The sequence below is a fragment of the Promicromonospora sp. NPDC050262 genome (assembly GCF_040655935.1).
Taxonomy (GTDB): Bacteria; Actinomycetota; Actinomycetes; order Actinomycetales; family Cellulomonadaceae; genus Promicromonospora.
Map to the genome: position 1 here is coordinate 1 of NZ_JBFAKX010000031.1, position 15,966 is coordinate 15,966.

Consider the following 15,966-nt stretch of genomic DNA (forward strand, 5'->3'; position numbering starts at 1 on the left):
ATGTAGTGGTCGGCCGTGCTGAACGCCGGGCCCCACGTGAAGCCGCGGACCGTGTACGGCTGCCCGTCCACCTCCAGGTCCCAGTCGCCGTTGCCCGCACAGGCCTGTGCCGATCTCGATGCCAACTGCCGACCTCACTGGGCGGTCTGCCGACCTGGGGGCAGTCTCAGAGGCAGCCAGGTGCCGGCGGCTGACGTGTACAGGGGTGGCTCAGCGGCGGCGTGCGCGGCGTCGGGCGGCGCGCCAGACCAGCCAGACCGTGACCCCGACCGCCACGGTGCCCACGACCGCGAGGAGCGGGAGGGGTTCGATGCGGGGGCGCAGCGCGATCGGGCGGGTGAACGCGAGCACGCCCCAGCCTGACTGCGTGGCCCGGCGCCTGAGGACCCGGTCCGGGTTGACCACGAAGGCGTGGCCGACCGCGGCCAGCATGGGGGCGTCCGTGATGGAGTCGGAGTAGGCGAAGCTCCGCGCGAGGTCGTAGTCCTCGCTCGCGGCGAGGCGGCGGACGCCCACGGCCTTGTTGTCGCCGTAGTTGTAGAAGTCGATCTCGCCGGTGAAGCGGCCGTCCCGCACCGTCATCTGCGTGGAGAGCACGTGGTCCGCGCCGAGCACCGCCGCGATGGGCTCCACCAGCACGGCGGCCGACGCCGACACCACCACCACGTCGCGGCCGGCCGCGTGGTGCTCCTCGATCAGCTCGACGGCCTCGGCGTAGACGTAGGGGTCGATGAGCTCGTGCACCGTCTCGGTGACGATCTGCCGGACCTTCTCCACGTCCCAGCCGGTCACCAGTGACGAGAGGTGTGCGCGCATCCGCTCGGTCTGGTCGGCGTCGGCGTTGCCGATCATGAAGATGAAGTGGGCATAGGCGCTCCGCAGCACGTCGGCACGCGACAGCAGCCCGCCCGCGAGGAGCGGTCTGGAGAACGCCGCCGACGAGCTGGTGGCGATGATCGTCTTGTCGAGATCGAAGAACGCGGCGGTGCGCTGTGCGCGCGACTGCGGTCGAGAAGCGATCTGGGGCACCTGCTCGGTCACGCGACGAGCCTAGCGGGGCCGTCCGCCGGAGCAGGTGTCCGCGCCGTGATTTCTTCCACCCGGATGAACTCGTCCGCCCGGACGACAGACCGTCCGCACGGCGGGACGGGCGTCCGAGCCCGACCACAGGGGTCACTTCTCGCCGTTCGTGCACAGTCGCGCCGATGCGGGCCGCACGGGGTGCGGCTCTACGACCAACCTGGTCGCAGAGCCCGGGCGACGTGCCCGGGACGGCCGCCGGACCGGCTGCCAGGCCTGTGTCGGAGGAGGCGTGATGGTCAGCACGACGGGTGGTGCCCGGCCGGAGCCGGGTCGCGTGATCGGGGTGGTCGGGGCGTGCGGTGGAGCGGGCACGTCGGTGGTGGCCGCGTGCGTCGCGCACGGCCTGCGCCGTGGCGGCGAGCGCGCCACGCTCGTCGACCTCGACGCGCACGGGCCGGGTACGGGCCTGCTCCTCGGGGCCGACGGCGGACGCGGCGCACGCTGGCCGGACCTCGTCGAGGCGCGCGGCGAGGTCGACGGGCTGGGCGTGGTGGCGGCGCTGCCCCGCTGGGGCGCGGTACCCGTGCTGAGCGGCACGGCGTCGGGGCCGCCGCCGGACGACGACGTGGTGCTCGGCGTCTGCCGCGGCCTCGTGCGCGCCGGCGAGATGCTCGTGCTCGACCTGCCGCGGCCCGGCGCGTGGGAGTCCGCCACCCGTCGGGACGGCGGTGGATCCTCGACCGCGCCGTCGGGCGGCGCCGGAGCCGTGGCCGCGCAGGGTCGTGAGCCTGTGGATGTGCGGAGCGGCGGTGGGCGTGCCGTCCGGGCACTCCTCGCGGCCTGCGAGACGGTGCTGCTCGTCGTCCCGCTGACCCTGCCCGGCGCCGTCGCCGCGCAGCGGGTGCGGGACGCGCTCCGCGCGGCGGACGTGTCCGACGTGCGCGTGGTGGCGCGCGGCCCCGCGCCCGGAGCGGTCGACCCCGACGACATCGCCGCCGCACTCGGGCTGCCCGTGATCGGCGTCCTGGGCCGGGACGCGGGACTGGCCCGGGCGATCGAGCGGGGCGAGGGCCCCGCCGTGACCCACCGGACGGTGCTGGGGCGCTTCGCTGCCGATGTGGCGGCCGCCCTGTGACCGCGCCGTCGGTCGAGCCGGCCCTGCTCGACGACGTCCGCGCGCGGCTCGCGACGGGCCGTGCCGGCGCGGGCGCCGCCGTGCGTGCCGCGGTACGGGACTCCGGGCGGGTGCTCGGGTCCGACGCCCTGCGGGAACTGGAGCGGGCGGCCCGGGCCGAGCTCACGGGCGCCGGTCCGCTGCAGCCGCTGCTCGACGCACCCGACGTGACCGACGTGCTGGTCAACGGCCCGCGCGACGTATGGATCGAGCGGGGTGCCGGGCTGGAGCGGGCCGTGGTCGACCTGGGCTCGGCCGCGGACGTGCGGGCGCTCGCCGTCCGCCTGGCGGCGCTCGGCGGCCAGCGCCTCGACGACGCCTGCCCCACCGTCGACGCGCGCCTGCCCGACGGCACCCGGCTGCACGCCGTGCTCGAACCCCTGGCCGAGACGGGCGCCCTGATCTCGCTGCGCGTGCTGCGCACCCGCGCGTTCACGCTCGACGAGCTCGTGGCCGGCCGCGCCCTGCCGCGGCAGTGGGCGGGCCTCCTGCGATCCCTCGTGCGGTGCCGGGCGAACGTGCTGATCAGCGGGGGCACGGGCACCGGCAAGACGACGTTGCTCGCCGCCCTGCTCTCCCTGGTGCCGGACGGCGAACGCGTCGTGACCGTCGAGGAAGCCCGCGAGCTGCGACCTGTCCACCCGCACGTGGTGCACCTGACCGCGCGGCGCCCCAACGTCGAGGGCGCCGGCGCCGTGGACCTCGCCGACCTGGTACGGAACGCACTGCGCATGCGGCCCGACCGGATCGTGCTCGGCGAGTGCCGGGGCGCCGAGGTGCGCGAGGTCCTCATGGCCATGAACACCGGGCACGACGGCGGCTTCGCGACGCTGCACGCCAACGCCGTCGGGGCGGTGCCCGCTCGGCTGGAGGCGCTCGCGGGCCTCGCCGGGATGACCCGGGAGGCGGTGGCCGCGCAGGCGGTGGGTGCGCTGGACGTGGTGCTGCACCTGCGGCGCGGGCAGGGCACGCGGTACCTGGCGGAGATCGGGCTCGTGGGACGCGGCCCGGGCGGTGAGCTGGAGGTGCGCACCGCCGGGCGCTGGGACGGCGGCGGCGAGTGGACGACTGACCCGGGCGCGTGGAGCGACCTGGTGGGGAGGTACGGGCCGTGGTGAGGGTCGTGGAGTCGCTCGGCGTGGGCCTGCTCGTCGCGGTCGGCGTCTGGCTGGTGCTGGCGCGCGGCGGCCGGCGGCTGCGTAAGGTGCTCGTCGGACCTGGCCTTGGGGCTGGTTCGGGTCCTGTGCCGCGCGTGGCCGTGGCACCCGAAGCCAGTGCGGCCGGCGCGGCGACTGGCCGGTCAGGGCGCGGGGGCACGGGCGGGCGGGCGCCCGGCGGCGACGTCCGGGTGGTCGTGCTGCAGGTGGTCGCGCTGCTCAAGGCGGGCGCGCCGCCCGGCGCGGCGTGGTCGCGTGCCGCAGGGGTGGGCGTCGACCTCGCGGGTGTGCCCGACGTCGACGCGCTGTCCCGGGTGCTCGGCTCCCGTCATGCGGAGGCGGTGGTCGCGGCAACCAGGCTCGCGCTCGACGTCGGGGCGCCGCTCGGCCGGGTCCTGGAGCAGGTCGCGGCGACCCTGGTCGCGGAGGCCGAGGCACAAGCCGAGCGAGACACGGCACTCGCCGGGCCGCGGACCACGGGTCGCCTGCTCATGTGGCTGCCGGTCGCGGGTGGGTTTCTCGGGTGGGTGCTCGGCGCCGACCCGGTGGGTACGGCCACGGACGGTGGCGTCGGAACGGCGGCCCTGGTGGCTGGTGCGGTGCTGCTCGTGGCCGGGCGGATCTGGTCGGACCGGCTGGTGGTCGCGGCCGGTGGCGCGGAGCGGTCCGGAGTTGACGTCCAGGTGGTGCTGGAGCTGGTGGCGGCCGCGATGCGGTCCGGAGCAGGTGTGCCGCGCGCGCTCCAGGCGGTGGGGGCAGCCGTTGACGGTCCTGATGGTGAGGTGCTCACCCGCGCGGCTCACGCGCTCGTGCTCGGCGCCGCCTGGGAGCGGGCGTGGGCCCACACGCCGAACGCCCTCGGCCCGGTGGTGCACGCGCTGCGCGGTGCGTGGCTGGACGGCGCCCCGGCGGGCGAGGCGTTGCGCGCCGCCGGGGCAGAGGTGCGGCACGTGCGGAGCGCGGCGAGCCGGACCGCCGCGGCACGGCTCGGGGTGCGGCTGGTGCTGCCGCTCGGCGTCTGCTACCTGCCGGCGTTCGTGCTGGTGGGCCTGGTCCCGGTGCTGCTGGCCCTGGGGATCGACCTGCTCACCGGCTGAGGCGGGACGGGGGCGGGCCGGGGTACCGGGCGGCCGGCACCCGACGAGAGATGGAGGACTTCGGCGTGCTCACGCGCGCCGGTGCCGTCCGCCGTACGGCGGACGGGGCCCGTCGAGACGGGCCGTACAGGGTGCCCGCGGGCAGGCCGTGAGGTTTGCGCGCGGGCGGAGCAGGAGGAGAAGACATGACGATCACGACAGCGGTGGCCTGTCCCGACCCGGACGACCGGTCGCGGACGGATGCCGACGGGCGCGAGTCGGAGAGGGGGCTGGCCACGGCCGAGTACGCGATCGCGACGCTCGCCGCGGCTGCCTTCGCGGGTGCGCTGATGGCAGTCCTCAAGGGCGGTGACGTGAAGTCGATGCTCACGTCGCTCATCCAGTCGGCGCTGACGGCCGGCTGACCCATGGCGGAGCGTGAGTCGGAACGCGGCACGGTGACGGCCGAGCTGGCCCTCGGGCTGCCGGTCGTCGTCCTCGTGCTCGTCGCCGTGCTCACCCTCGTGGCCGCGTCCACGGCGCAGATGCGCGCCCTGGACGCGGCCCGCGCGGGGGCACGGGCGGTGGCGATCGGGGAGCAGAGCGATGCCGTGGCGGCGGTCGTCGCGCGGGTGGGCGGGCCCGAGGCCGAGATGTCGCTCGCGCGGGAGGGCGAATGGGTGCGGGTGACCGTCACGCGACCGGTCTCGGGCGGCTGGGTGTCCGGTCCGCTGCGGGCCACGGGGACGGCGGCGGCGTGGGTGGAGCCGTGAGGTGCTCGGCGAGTGCCTCGGCCGGCCCCGGGCGGGACGGGGCCCAGCGGGACGGGGCCGGGCGGTGGGATCCATGGCCGCGTCGTGCGGGACGGTGTCGCCTCGGGAGCGATCCCGAGCGTGGTGCCGGCACCGTCCTGGTGCTCGGGATCGTCGCCGGGGCCCTGCTTCTCGCGGTGGGGATCGCGGCGCTCGGCGCGGCCCAGAACGCGCGAGGCACCGCGCAGGCGGCGGCCGACCTCGGAGCGATCGCCGGCGCGACCGCGCTCCGCGACGGGTTCGACCCGTGCGGTACGGCGGGCGCGGCCGTCGTGCGCAACGGCGCGACGGTCGCGTCGTGCGAGGTGCTCGGCGGAGGAGTGGTGCGGGTCGTCGCGACGCGCGCGGCCGCCGGGCCGGTGGGGGAGTTCGGCGGTGCTCTGGGGCAAGCGCGGGCAACGGCGAGGGCCGGCCCACGGGAAAAGGGGATGACGTGGAACCCCGACGGATCGTAGTATCACTGCTATGGATGGTATGGAGAGTGCGATGACTGCACAGGACCGACCTCCGCCGTCGGGCGACGTGGCGCTCGACGTGCGTGACCTACGAATGAGGTACGGGACGAAGGACGTGCTCAAGGGCGTGTCCTTCACGGCGCAGCGCGGCGAGGTCGTCGCCCTGCTCGGGCCCAACGGCGCCGGCAAGACCACCACGATCGAGATCCTCGAGGGCTTCCGCATGCGGTCGGCCGGCGAGGTCTCGGTGCTCGGGCAGGACCCGGCGCACGGCGACGAGGCATGGCGCGCACGGCTGGGCGTCGTGCTCCAGTCGTGGCGCGACCACGGCCGGTGGCGGGTGCGGGACCTGCTCGGATACCTCGCACGGTTCTACGTCCCCTACTCGACCGCCGAGGTGTCGCGGCCGTGGGACGTGGACGAGCTGATCAAGGTGGTCGGCCTCGCCGAGCAGACCAAGGCCAAGGTCCAGACCCTCTCGGGCGGTCAGCGGCGCCGCCTTGACGTGGCCATCGGGATCGTCGGCCGTCCGGAGCTCGTGTTCCTCGACGAGCCGACGGCGGGCTTCGACCCGCACGCCCGGCGCGAGTTCCACGACCTGGTGCACCGCCTGGCCGACTTCGAGAACACGACGGTCCTGCTCACGACACACGACCTCGACGAGGCCGAGAAGCTGGCCGACCGGATCCTGGTGCTCGACGGGGGTGTGGTCGTCGCCAATGGGTCGGCGGAACAGCTGGCACGCGAGCTGACCACGCAGGCAGAAGTGCGCTGGACGTCCGAGGGACGCCGGAACATCCACGCGGTGACCGAGGGCGATCCCACCGCGTTCGTCCGCCGGCTGTTGGCAGGCGACCCCGATGTCAGCGAGCTCGAGGTCAAGCGGGCCAGCCTCGAGGACACCTACATGGCACTCGTGCACCGGGCCGAGACCTACCGGCCGGAGTCGGACGGTGCGGTGTCGGACGGCGCAGTGTCGGACGGCGCCGGGCCGGACCACTCCGAGCCGGATCTGGCGGGGGAGGGCCCGACCGACCGGGCCGAGCAGAGCGAGGGAGTGCAGTCATGACCGCGACCGCGACCACCGACAGGCGCACTCAGAACGACGCGCGCTGGGCTGCTGTCCGCGCCGGGCTCACCCGCGGCTGGCTCGAGACCAAGTACTCGATCCTGAGCCCGAGCGATCTCATCTGGATCCTCGCGTTCCCCGTCATCTACGCGGTGGTCCTGCTGTTCATGCGGGGCAGCACCGTCCCAGGCACCGACTTCGCACTGGGTGCCATGGTGCTGCCGAGCCTCGTCGGCATGAGCATCGCGTTCGGCGGGCTCACCGGGCCTGCCAGCACGATCGCCGTCGACCGGGAGGACGGGACGCTGCTCCGGGCCAAGGCGACGCCCAACGGGATGCTGGGCTACCTGGTCGGCAAGATCCTGATGTTCGCGCTGACCACTCTGGTGGGCCTGATCGTCCTGGTCATCCCCGCCGTCACGGTCGCGGGAGAGCTGCGGCTGGACGGCCGCACCTTCCTCCTGCTGGCCCTGATCTTCCTGGTCGGGATGGTCGCCACGGTGCCGATCAGCGTGGCGCTCGGCTCGCTGTTCAAGAGTGCCTCGCAGACGGGGCTGCTGTTCCTGGGGTCGATGCTCCTGATCGTGCCGTCCGGGATCTTCTACCCGATCACGGCGCTGCCCGAGTGGCTGCAGTGGGTGGGGCAGGCGTTCCCCTACTACTGGCTCGGGCTGGGCGCCCGGTCGGCGATGCTGCCCGAGAGCATGGTCACGGCGGAGATCGGCGAGTCGTGGCGCACGTTCGAGATGTTCGCGGTGCTCGGTCTCTGGGCGGTTGTGGGTATGGTGCTCGCGCCGATCGTGCTTCGCAGGATGGCCCGGCGGGAGTCGGGTTCCACGGTGGCGGCGGCGCGGGAGCGTTACATGGCCAAGGGGTACTGAGCTGGTGGGGGAGCAGTCCGACGTCGTCCACAACCGCATAGCGATGCTGCGTGCCGAACGCGGCATCTCGCGGCGGGAGCTCGCCGACGCGCTCGGCGTGCACTACCAGACCGTGGGCTACCTCGAACGGGGCGAGTACAGCCCGTCGCTGTTCCTCGCGCTGCGCATCGCGGAGTACTTCGGCGTGGCGGTCGAGGTCGTCTTCTCGACGACGCCGTTCAAGCGACTGGGCGAGTAGCACCGCGGCGGCGAGAGCCCTCGCCGCCGCGGGCGCGCCTCACCGCGGCACGACCACCCTGGCCTCGGGCAGGAGCGCCGACCGGGTGACGTCGGCAGCGTCCGGCACCAGGCTGTGGCCGGGCGTGAAGCTCGTCATCGGACCGGACACGGGCAGGTTCAGCGCCGTGGAGCCGAGGTCGATCGAGTACTGCGTCGCCGCCCGGTCCACGGTCACGGTGGCGCCCCGGTCGGTGCCCATGACCACGAGCCCGAGCTGGTGCCCGGCGGGGACGACCAGGTCGTTCGTCTGCATCTCGACGGTCACGGTGTGCGTGCCTGCGCCGTCCAGCCGGGCCCAGCCGCGGCCCAGCACCTGGAGCTCCGTGGACCCGATGTTCCGGACCACGTCGCGGTAGCAGGCGTCGTCGACCCCGGCGGACTCGCCGTAGCAGGACTCGGTGCCGAGGGTCGTCGCGCCCTCGCCCCCGGTGAGCACCCGGTCCATCACGCCGTAGTCGACGAGACCCACCGTGATCTGGCCGGTCGATGCCCCGTGGGTGACGGTCGTCGTCACCGACGCCGCGCCCGACAGCCGCAGGTCGTCCGTCAGCGTGCCGGTGCGGAACAGCAGGCGGTTCGGGTTGGCGCCCGCGGTCAGGGCGGTGTTGAAGGTCTGGTTGGGGGCGTTCACCCAGCCGGCGTCGGCCGCCCGGCCACGTGCGCCGAGCGCGAGGTTGCCGTCCGCGCGCGGCCGCAGCCGGGCGGTGCGGTCCGTGACCGGCCAGGTGTCCGAGGTGACCACCTCGTTCGGCGCTACCTCGACCCGTACCGCGGGCTCGTCGGTGATCCCGTTGTCGACGCCGAGCAGCTCGTGGTCGAACCAGCGGTGCAGGGTGTCGACCCACTCGGCCCGGTCCGAGTCGAACGGGTCGACGTGGCCCAGACGGGTGAGCCACAGCTTGCGCTGCACGCCGTGCTCACCGAGCGCCGTCCACCAGCGGGAGAAGTTGGGGGTGTCCACGTTGGTGTCCTGCGCGCCGTGCACCACGAAGACGCTGGCTGTGACCCGCGAGGCGTCGAAGAGGGAGCCGGAGCGGTAGTCGCGCTCGTCCCAGAAGGCGTTGTGCGCGCCGGACGCGTCGTCGCCCGCCGTGTTGAGCGCCTCGGTGATCGCCGAGCAGTCCGTCGCGACGTGCCGGCCCCCGGCCACGTAGCCCATGAGGAACCGCGGATAGCTGGCCGAGAACGGGAGCCCCTGCGCCCGGTCGTAGTCGTACCAGGAGCTGATCGCGCCGATCGGCACGATCGTCTCCAGCCCCTCGACGCCGGTCGCCGCCACGCCGTTGGCGAGCGTGCCGTCGTAGGACTTGCCGATCATGCCGGTCTTTCCCGTCGTCCAGTCGGCGACCACGGGATCCCCGGTGCGTGGGTCCACCGCCGTCGCGTTCCCGTTCAGCCAGTCCACGACGGCCTTCACCGAGAGCACGTCGGAGGGCCCGCCGTGGTCGGTGCAGCCCGTGGACCAGCCGGTTCCGGCCATGTCGACCGCGACGTACGCGTACCCCCGCGGCACGAACCAGTTGTCGTAGTACAGCGGGAACAGCGCCGGGTCCCCGGCGGCGTCGTACTGCTTGAGCTCGCTCTCGTTGCCACGGCCGCAGCACGCGTAGTACGGGCTGGCGTCCATCACGACGGGTACCTCGGCGACGCCGTCGAGCTCGGCCGGGCGGATGATGTCGGCGCGGATCTCCTCGGCGTCGCCGTCGCCGTCCAGGTCCGGCGCGATCACGTTCACCGACTCGCGGATCGCGCCGGCGTAGTCGTAGACGGGGGCCGTGGCGCCGTCGTCGAGGACGTACGGGGCGTCGGCCGACCCTGCCGACAGCGCCCCGGCGGCGTCGGGAGACGTTCCGGCGGGAACCGCGGCGGCCGGTGCCTCGGTCGCGGCGACGACCCCGCCCGGAACCTCACCGGCGGGATCCGCTGCCGCGGGAACCGTGCCGGCCGCAAGGGCCAGTCCCGTGAGTGCGGCGACGGCGGCTGCGGCGACCTGCTTCGCCCGGACGTGGTGGACTCGCATCGGCGTGCTCCCTCGCGACGAACGGCCTGGTCCCGGGGAACATATCGGGTGAATGTCGCATACGGAAGACTCCTCCGTTACGACCCGGTAAGCGCCGCCCGCGGGTCGTGGGAGAGCACTGCGTCCAGCAGCCGCACCGCGGCGTCCTTGTCGAGCGGCGCGTTGTAGTTGCCGCACTTGGGCGACTGCACGCACGCCGGGCAGCCGTCCGCACAGGGGCAGGCGGCGATCGCGTCGCGGGTGGCGCGTAGCCAGGTCGCGCCCAGGTCGTAGGCCCGCTCGGCGAAGCCCGCGCCGCCGGGGTAGGCGTCGTAGACGAACACCGTGGCCTCGCCGGTGTCGGGGTGCAGCTCGGTCGAGACCCCGCCGAGGTCCCAGCGGTCGCATGTCGCCAGCAGCGGCAGCAGTCCGATCGACGCGTGCTCCGCGGCATGCAGCGCGCCCGGCGCCTGCTCGGGCGAGATGTCCGCCGCCCGCAGCACGAACTCCGGCACCGACCACCAGACCGCGACCGTACCGAGGGTGTGCTCCGGCAGCTCGAGCTGCTCCGTGCCCAGCACCTGCATGTCCGGGACGCGGCGGCGCTGGAAGCTCACCACCTGCGACGTCACCTCCACCGGGCCGAGGCCCCACGTCACGGGTCCCCACTCGCGGGTGACCAGGTCGCGGCCCGGCCCGTCGTCCTCCTGTGCCGTGGCGGCACCGTCACCAGGAGACTGGTCCCACCCCTCGATCGCCACCGACATGACCGAGCGCGACCACGTCCCGTAGTCGAGCCGCCGCCGCTGCACGACGGCGGTGTGGTCGGTCAGGTCCAGGTGCGTCACCACGTAGGTGGTGCCCTGGTGCACGTAGACGGCGCCGTCGTGCACCTGACCGTCCGCCGAGGCCGCGTCGACCGTGCCGAGCATCCGGCCGGTCCCCTGCTCCACCACGCGCACGGGCGTGCCGCCCGCGCCGCGCAGGTCGGTCAGGCCCGCGGCGGGCTGGTGGTGGGTCCAGTACCACCCGGAGGTCCGACGCCGGAGCGCGCCCCGGGCGACCAGCACGTCCAGGATCCCGCGCACGTGGCCGGCGTCGCCGAATGCCGCGAGGTCCTCGGACCGCAACGGGGCCTCCTGGGCCGCCGCGCACAGGTGCGGGGCCAGGACGTGCGGGTTCGCGGGATCGAACACCGTCGCCTCGAGCGGGGCGTCGAACACTGCCTCCGGATGGGTCACGAGGTAGGTGTCGAGCGGGTCCTCGCGCGCCACGAAGGCGACCAGGCCGTCCGCCCCGGCCCGCCCCGCGCGGCCCGCCTGCTGCCACAGCGACATGCGGGTGCCGGGCCAGCCCGCGATGAGCACCGCGTCGAGGCCGGAGATGTCCACGCCCAGCTCCAGCGCGTTGGTGGTCGCCAGGCCGAGCAGCTTCCCCGTGCGCAGGTCCTGCTCCAGCTCGCGGCGCTCCTCCGGAAGGTAGCCGCCGCGGTAGGCGGCGATCCGGCGGGCAGCCTCGGGCGCGGCGTGGCGCAGATGGTCGCGGGCCTGCTGGGCCACGGACTCCGCCCCGCGCCGCGACCGGGTGAACGCGAGGCTGCGGGCGCCGGCCTCGGCGAGGTCGGCCAGCAGGTCGGCGACCTCAGCGGTGGCTGACCGGCGCGGGTGCTCCGGCGGTGCTTCGGTCGCGACGGGCTCGGCCTCCTGGTCGTCGCCGGGCAGCGCCCAGGGGTCGGGCTCCTGGGGGTCGGCACGTCGCATCGAGGTCGGCTCGTCCCTGGACCGATCTCGGTGCGAGCGGCCGACCTGGGCGTCGTCACCGTCCACAGGCGGGCGCCAGGAGGCGATCTCCGGCGGCTGCCACAGGAGCACGGTCCGGCGTCCCGAGGGCGAGGCGTCCTCGGTGACGGCCGCGACGTCGTCGGGCGACACCCCGATGAGGCGGGCCGCGCTGACGGCGGGCTCCGCCGTCGTCGCCGAGGCGACCACGAACGTGGGCGAGCCCCCGCCGTACCGCGCCGCGAGGCGCGCGAGCCGGCGCAGCACCAGCGAGACGTGCGCGCCGAAGACGCCGCGGTAGGCGTGCCCCTCGTCGACGACGACGTACCGCAGCCCCTTGAGCAACCGTGACCAGCGACGATGGTTGGGCAGCAGGGCGTAGTGCAGGAAGTCGGGGTTGGTGAGCACGACGTCGGCGTGGTCCTGGACCCAGGACCGCTCCTCGCGCGAGGTGTCGCCGTCGCACGTGGCGACGCGCACGTCGCGCGTGCCCGCCGCGTCGAGCACGCGTTCCAGCGCGCTGAGCTGGTCGGCGGCCAGCGCCTTGGTCGGGCTGAGGTAGATGGTCGTGGGCCGCACGTGCGCCGACGCGATGTTCCCCGGGTCGAGCGTCGCGGTCGCCGCCGCGGTCCGCACCGCCGACAGCGCGGGCAGCCAGAAGGCGAGCGACTTGCCCGACCCCGTGGACGTGGCCAGGGCGGTGTGCCGACCCCGGTGGACCAGGTCGGCGGCCACGGCCTGGTGCGTCCACGGCCGGTCGACACCGAGCTTTCGGTACCCCTGCACCACCGTCGCGTCAGCCCAGTCCGGCCAGTCCACGTGCTCGGCCGTGCGCTCCGGAAAGGTGCGCGACGCCGTCAGCCGCTCGGCGCGCGCGCCACCGGCGAGGAGCACGTCGAGGAGGGGGTGGGTGGGGACGTCGGGCACGGAGGACAGTGTCGCATCGGGCGGTGTAGAGGATGCGCTTGCGGCTCGTGCGTGGCTTGGCACAAGTGCTGGTCCAGGTTCGGTCGACGATCGGTGTTGTTCTGCTGCAATCTACAGAGTTCACCCGGTGATTCACCCGACAAACACGGCGAATGGGAGTTGTCGACGGATACATTCCGAGCGCCGCTTTCCTGCTCTCCCTGGGAGTCAAGTCATGTCCGACTCGTTTGAAGGCTCCCCATTACGAGGGCTGTTCCCTTCGTGCATCGTGCTGGGCATAGTCGGCGCGCTGGTGCTCGGAGCGGCTCCAGGAGCTGTTGCGACCCCAGTGAAGGAGCAGGCGGTACCAGCACCCCGGTTCGTGCAGGAGGGCACCCCCGTTGATGTCGGTGGCCAGGCAATGCCTTGGGATGCGGGCCTTGGCCTCAAGGTGATCGGCGATACCAGCTATGCCTGGGAGCTCCCCGCTGGAGTAACCCACACAGCGATCTCGGTCGGCGCCGTGGACAACACACCCATGGCATTGATGCTCCGCAGCGATGGCGAGGTCGTCGCCAGCTTGGACGACGCCTGGTCCTCGCCGCCGGAGATACCCGAGCTTCCGGATGGGGAGCGGTACACAGCGGTCGCCGCAGGGCATGGCGGGGCAAGCTTCCTGCTCCGGTCCGACGGTGAACTCGTGATGGTCCTCGACGAGGAGTTGCCAACTCCTCATGTCCCTGAGCTGCCGAGCGGCATGTCCTACGTTGCAGTCGATGTCGGCCAGGACGGTGCCTTTGCGGTGCGGTCGGACGGCCGGATCGTCGGCATCAAGGTGGCTTGGGCCGAACCGCGCCCGCTGACCTGCGCTGACGCGTTCGTGCCGCCAGCGGGACTCAAGTACACCGCTATCAGTGCCGACGATCTGAGCTGGGCTGCGCTGCGCTCCGACGGGGCAATCGTCTTCTGTCGGTGGGCCAATGACGTGGCCGAAGTTGTCGCGCCCTCTCCCGGGAACCGCTTCACAGGCCTCGATATCGCTCCAGGTCTTGGTATCGCCGAGGACTACGGGTACGCGGTGCGGGATGACGGTGTGATCGTCGGACTGGGAGCCGCAGTCGCCCCCGCCCTGGTTCCCGTGGGGCGAACGGTCGTCGGTCTCTCGGCGCACGACAGAGGGGGCGCGGCAGTTCTGGACGACGGGACCATGCTGACCTGGGGTCGCGAGGGTTCGGCCCCTCAGCCAGACCTGCCGGGTGCTGGTCTGGTCGCTGTGGCCGACTGGTACAACACGACGTGGCTCATTCGGCAGGGCGCCGCGATTCCTGTGGACCTGCAGGTCGCGTCATCGACCACGGTCAACTACAACGAGCCGACCCCGGTCGAGATCAACGTCACGGCGGGCGGGCTGTCGCCCTCAGGTTCGGTCCGGATCGGTTATGTGCGGGACGACGGATCGATGTGGTGGGGATTTCCCGAGCGTGTCGTGGATGGACGAGCCACGTTCGAATTCAGGGAGTTCCCGGAAGGGGTCTACCCAAGGGTGGTCAGATTTGACGGCCCTCCGTTCGTCACGACGGAGCGGTCAGTCGACTTCGTCGTCCGACCACAGCAGCCCTCCACCATCACGGTCGATATGCCTGAGAAGTGGCGCATCGGCGCGGATGACGTATATGTCAGCAGTCATGTGGAAGCATCGGGCGGCGTTACCACCGATCAGGGCTATTTCACGGTGACCGCCGAGGAATCCGGCGAGCGTCTGGGCGCAAGTGGCCCGGACGGTCGGCAATGGATCGACACGACTGTGCTCCCGCCCGGGCGTCACCAGGTGCGTGTGGACTACGTCTCTGACGGGCCCGCAGCCCCAGTGTCGTGGACAGGGACGGTGACCGTGGTGCCGCCGGCGGAGACGCGGATAACGGTCGATACAGAACTGACCGCTGAGTATGGTGCATACAGCACCCTCCTCCAGGCAGACATGACGGTGAGTACCGTGGACGGATCGCGCCTCCCGCTCGGATATCTCTATGTCTACGACGAGGACGGGAACAGCCTGTACTCAGCTGGAGGACGCAGTGGTCAGGGGACGGGTTCTATCGAGTACTCGACGAGCCTCCGTCTTGACGAAATGCCTCCAGGCGATCATCCCATCCTAATTCGGTGGGTCCCCGATTCATCTTTCAGCAATCCGACAGCCGAGGTGCTTCCCGCCGAGTGGCGAGGGAACGTCAGGATCGCCAAGGCTTCCACACGCATTCTGATCGATCCGCTGTCCGCCGGTGTCTATGGTCAGGACCGGTTGATCAAGGTCGGGATCGCAGCCACCAATCTGTCGGACGTGCATGGGACGGTCCTCGCTAAGATCGATGGTGTCGAGGTGGGCCGTGCCGAGATAGCCGTTGACACTCCCGAAGCGCCTGTCGTGTCTCTTCCGATCCGGATGAGCGGTGTGCTTCCTGGAGTTCATCGGCTTGAGATCTCGTACCTGGGCTCCGAGCTGCTCAAGCCTGCCTCGGCTGCATGGCAGCTCGAGGTACGGTCGGCAGAGTTCACGACTCCCTTCACAACGGTCAGCGGTACACCACGCATCGGTGCGACGCTCACCGCAGACCCTGGCGTCTGGAGCCCGAAACCGACATCGGTCACCTACGTGTGGAAGGCCGACGGAGAGGTCATCGCGGGAGCGACCTCATCGAGCCTCGTGATTCCCGGATCGGCTCTCGGAAAGCGGATCACGGTATCGGCCACGGGCTCGCGGACCTACTACACAAGTCGCACTGTCACGAGCATTCCGACCGAGCCGGTGGTCTCCGGAGTCTTCTCCGCGTCCCGGTCCCCCTCCGTCGCCGGCACCGTTCAGGTCGGCAAGACCCTCACCGCCAACCGGTGGACCTGGACCCCCACGCCCACGACGGTGAAGTACCAGTGGCGCCTCGACGGCAAGGCGGTCTCCGGCGCGACCTCGAAGACCTGGACGGTCCCGGCGTCGGCCAAGGGCAAGAAGGTGTCGGTCGCGATCACGGGCTCGAAGACGGGCTACACGACCAAGACCCTGGCGAGCCCCGCGACGGCGGCCGTCAAGGCCGGTGTCTTCGTGGCGCCGGCGACCACGATCACGGGCACCGTCAAGGTCGGGTCCACGCTCAAGGCCGTGCGGGGCACGTGGACCCCGCAGCCGTCCACGGTGAAGTACCAGTGGAAGGTCGGCGGCGTCGCGGTCAAGGGCGCGACGAACTACTTCTTCAAGGTGCCGGCCTCCGCCAAGGGCAAGCGGGTCGCCGTCGTGGTCACCGGCTCACGCACCGGCTACACGACGAAGACCGTCACCAGCGCACTGACAAGCGTGGTCCGCTGAGC

Annotated in this window: 13 protein-coding genes; 10 read left to right on the forward strand and 3 right to left on the reverse strand. The window is 72.4% G+C overall.

Annotation, left to right across the window (positions count from 1 at the left end):
• Window positions 1-210: 210 nt before the first annotated feature.
• On the reverse strand, window positions 211-1,041 hold the full coding sequence (locus AB0I29_RS26575; protein WP_357487121.1) for an HAD-IB family hydrolase: 831 nt from the start codon (window positions 1,039-1,041) through the stop codon (window positions 211-213).
• A gap of 274 nt (window positions 1,042-1,315) precedes the next feature.
• Between AB0I29_RS26575 and AB0I29_RS26580 the strand changes: the two genes are divergently transcribed.
• The 9 genes from AB0I29_RS26580 (at window position 1,316) to AB0I29_RS26620 (ending at window position 7,885) form a co-directional block, all read left to right on the forward strand.
• Window positions 1,316-2,158: a pilus assembly protein FlpE gene (locus AB0I29_RS26580; RefSeq protein ID WP_357487123.1), complete on the forward strand. Its 843-nt coding sequence runs from the start codon at window positions 1,316-1,318 to the stop codon at window positions 2,156-2,158.
• A complete protein-coding gene (locus AB0I29_RS26585; RefSeq protein WP_357487125.1) occupies window positions 2,155-3,315 on the forward strand; it encodes a TadA family conjugal transfer-associated ATPase in 1,161 nt (386 codons plus the stop codon). The genes AB0I29_RS26580 and AB0I29_RS26585 overlap by 4 nt, the downstream gene beginning before the upstream one ends.
• The gene (locus AB0I29_RS26590; protein WP_357487127.1) at window positions 3,309-4,451 is read left to right on the forward strand and encodes a type II secretion system F family protein; all 1,143 of its coding nucleotides are present in this window, start codon (window positions 3,309-3,311) and stop codon (window positions 4,449-4,451) included. Before AB0I29_RS26585 ends, AB0I29_RS26590 begins: the two co-directional genes overlap by 7 nt.
• A 185-nt stretch (window positions 4,452-4,636) precedes the next feature.
• On the forward strand, window positions 4,637-4,855 hold the full coding sequence (locus AB0I29_RS26595) for a DUF4244 domain-containing protein (protein ID WP_357487129.1): 219 nt from the start codon (window positions 4,637-4,639) through the stop codon (window positions 4,853-4,855).
• A 3-nt stretch (window positions 4,856-4,858) separates the two neighbouring features.
• Window positions 4,859-5,203 carry a TadE family type IV pilus minor pilin gene (locus AB0I29_RS26600; protein ID WP_357487131.1) on the forward strand — a complete coding sequence of 115 codons (345 nt, stop codon included), beginning with the start codon at window positions 4,859-4,861 and terminating at the stop codon, window positions 5,201-5,203.
• Window positions 5,107-5,697, forward strand: a complete 591-nt coding sequence (locus AB0I29_RS26605) for an Rv3654c family TadE-like protein (protein WP_357487133.1) — start codon at window positions 5,107-5,109, stop codon at window positions 5,695-5,697. The genes AB0I29_RS26600 and AB0I29_RS26605 overlap by 97 nt, the downstream gene beginning before the upstream one ends.
• Window positions 5,698-5,728: 31 nt before the next feature.
• Window positions 5,729-6,766 carry an ABC transporter ATP-binding protein gene (locus AB0I29_RS26610; protein ID WP_357487135.1) on the forward strand — a complete coding sequence of 346 codons (1,038 nt, stop codon included), beginning with the start codon at window positions 5,729-5,731 and terminating at the stop codon, window positions 6,764-6,766.
• Window positions 6,763-7,647 (forward strand): ABC transporter permease, encoded by an 885-nt coding sequence (locus AB0I29_RS26615; RefSeq protein WP_285107592.1) that lies wholly within the window; start codon window positions 6,763-6,765, stop codon window positions 7,645-7,647. Before AB0I29_RS26610 ends, AB0I29_RS26615 begins: the two co-directional genes overlap by 4 nt.
• A gap of 4 nt (window positions 7,648-7,651) precedes the next feature.
• The gene (locus tag AB0I29_RS26620) at window positions 7,652-7,885 is read left to right on the forward strand and encodes a helix-turn-helix transcriptional regulator (protein ID WP_350224606.1); all 234 of its coding nucleotides are present in this window, start codon (window positions 7,652-7,654) and stop codon (window positions 7,883-7,885) included.
• A gap of 39 nt (window positions 7,886-7,924) precedes the next feature.
• Here AB0I29_RS26620 and AB0I29_RS26625 read toward each other — a convergent pair whose 3' ends face one another.
• A complete protein-coding gene (locus tag AB0I29_RS26625) occupies window positions 7,925-9,946 on the reverse strand; it encodes a CocE/NonD family hydrolase (RefSeq protein WP_357487138.1) in 2,022 nt (673 codons plus the stop codon).
• 77 nt (window positions 9,947-10,023) lie between these two features.
• Window positions 10,024-12,630, reverse strand: a complete 2,607-nt coding sequence (locus tag AB0I29_RS26630) for a DEAD/DEAH box helicase (protein WP_357487140.1) — start codon at window positions 12,628-12,630, stop codon at window positions 10,024-10,026.
• A 214-nt stretch (window positions 12,631-12,844) separates the two neighbouring features.
• Between AB0I29_RS26630 and AB0I29_RS26635 the strand changes: the two genes are divergently transcribed.
• Window positions 12,845-15,964 (forward strand): hypothetical protein, encoded by a 3,120-nt coding sequence (locus tag AB0I29_RS26635; protein WP_357487142.1) that lies wholly within the window; start codon window positions 12,845-12,847, stop codon window positions 15,962-15,964.
• Window positions 15,965-15,966: the final 2 nt, after the last annotated feature.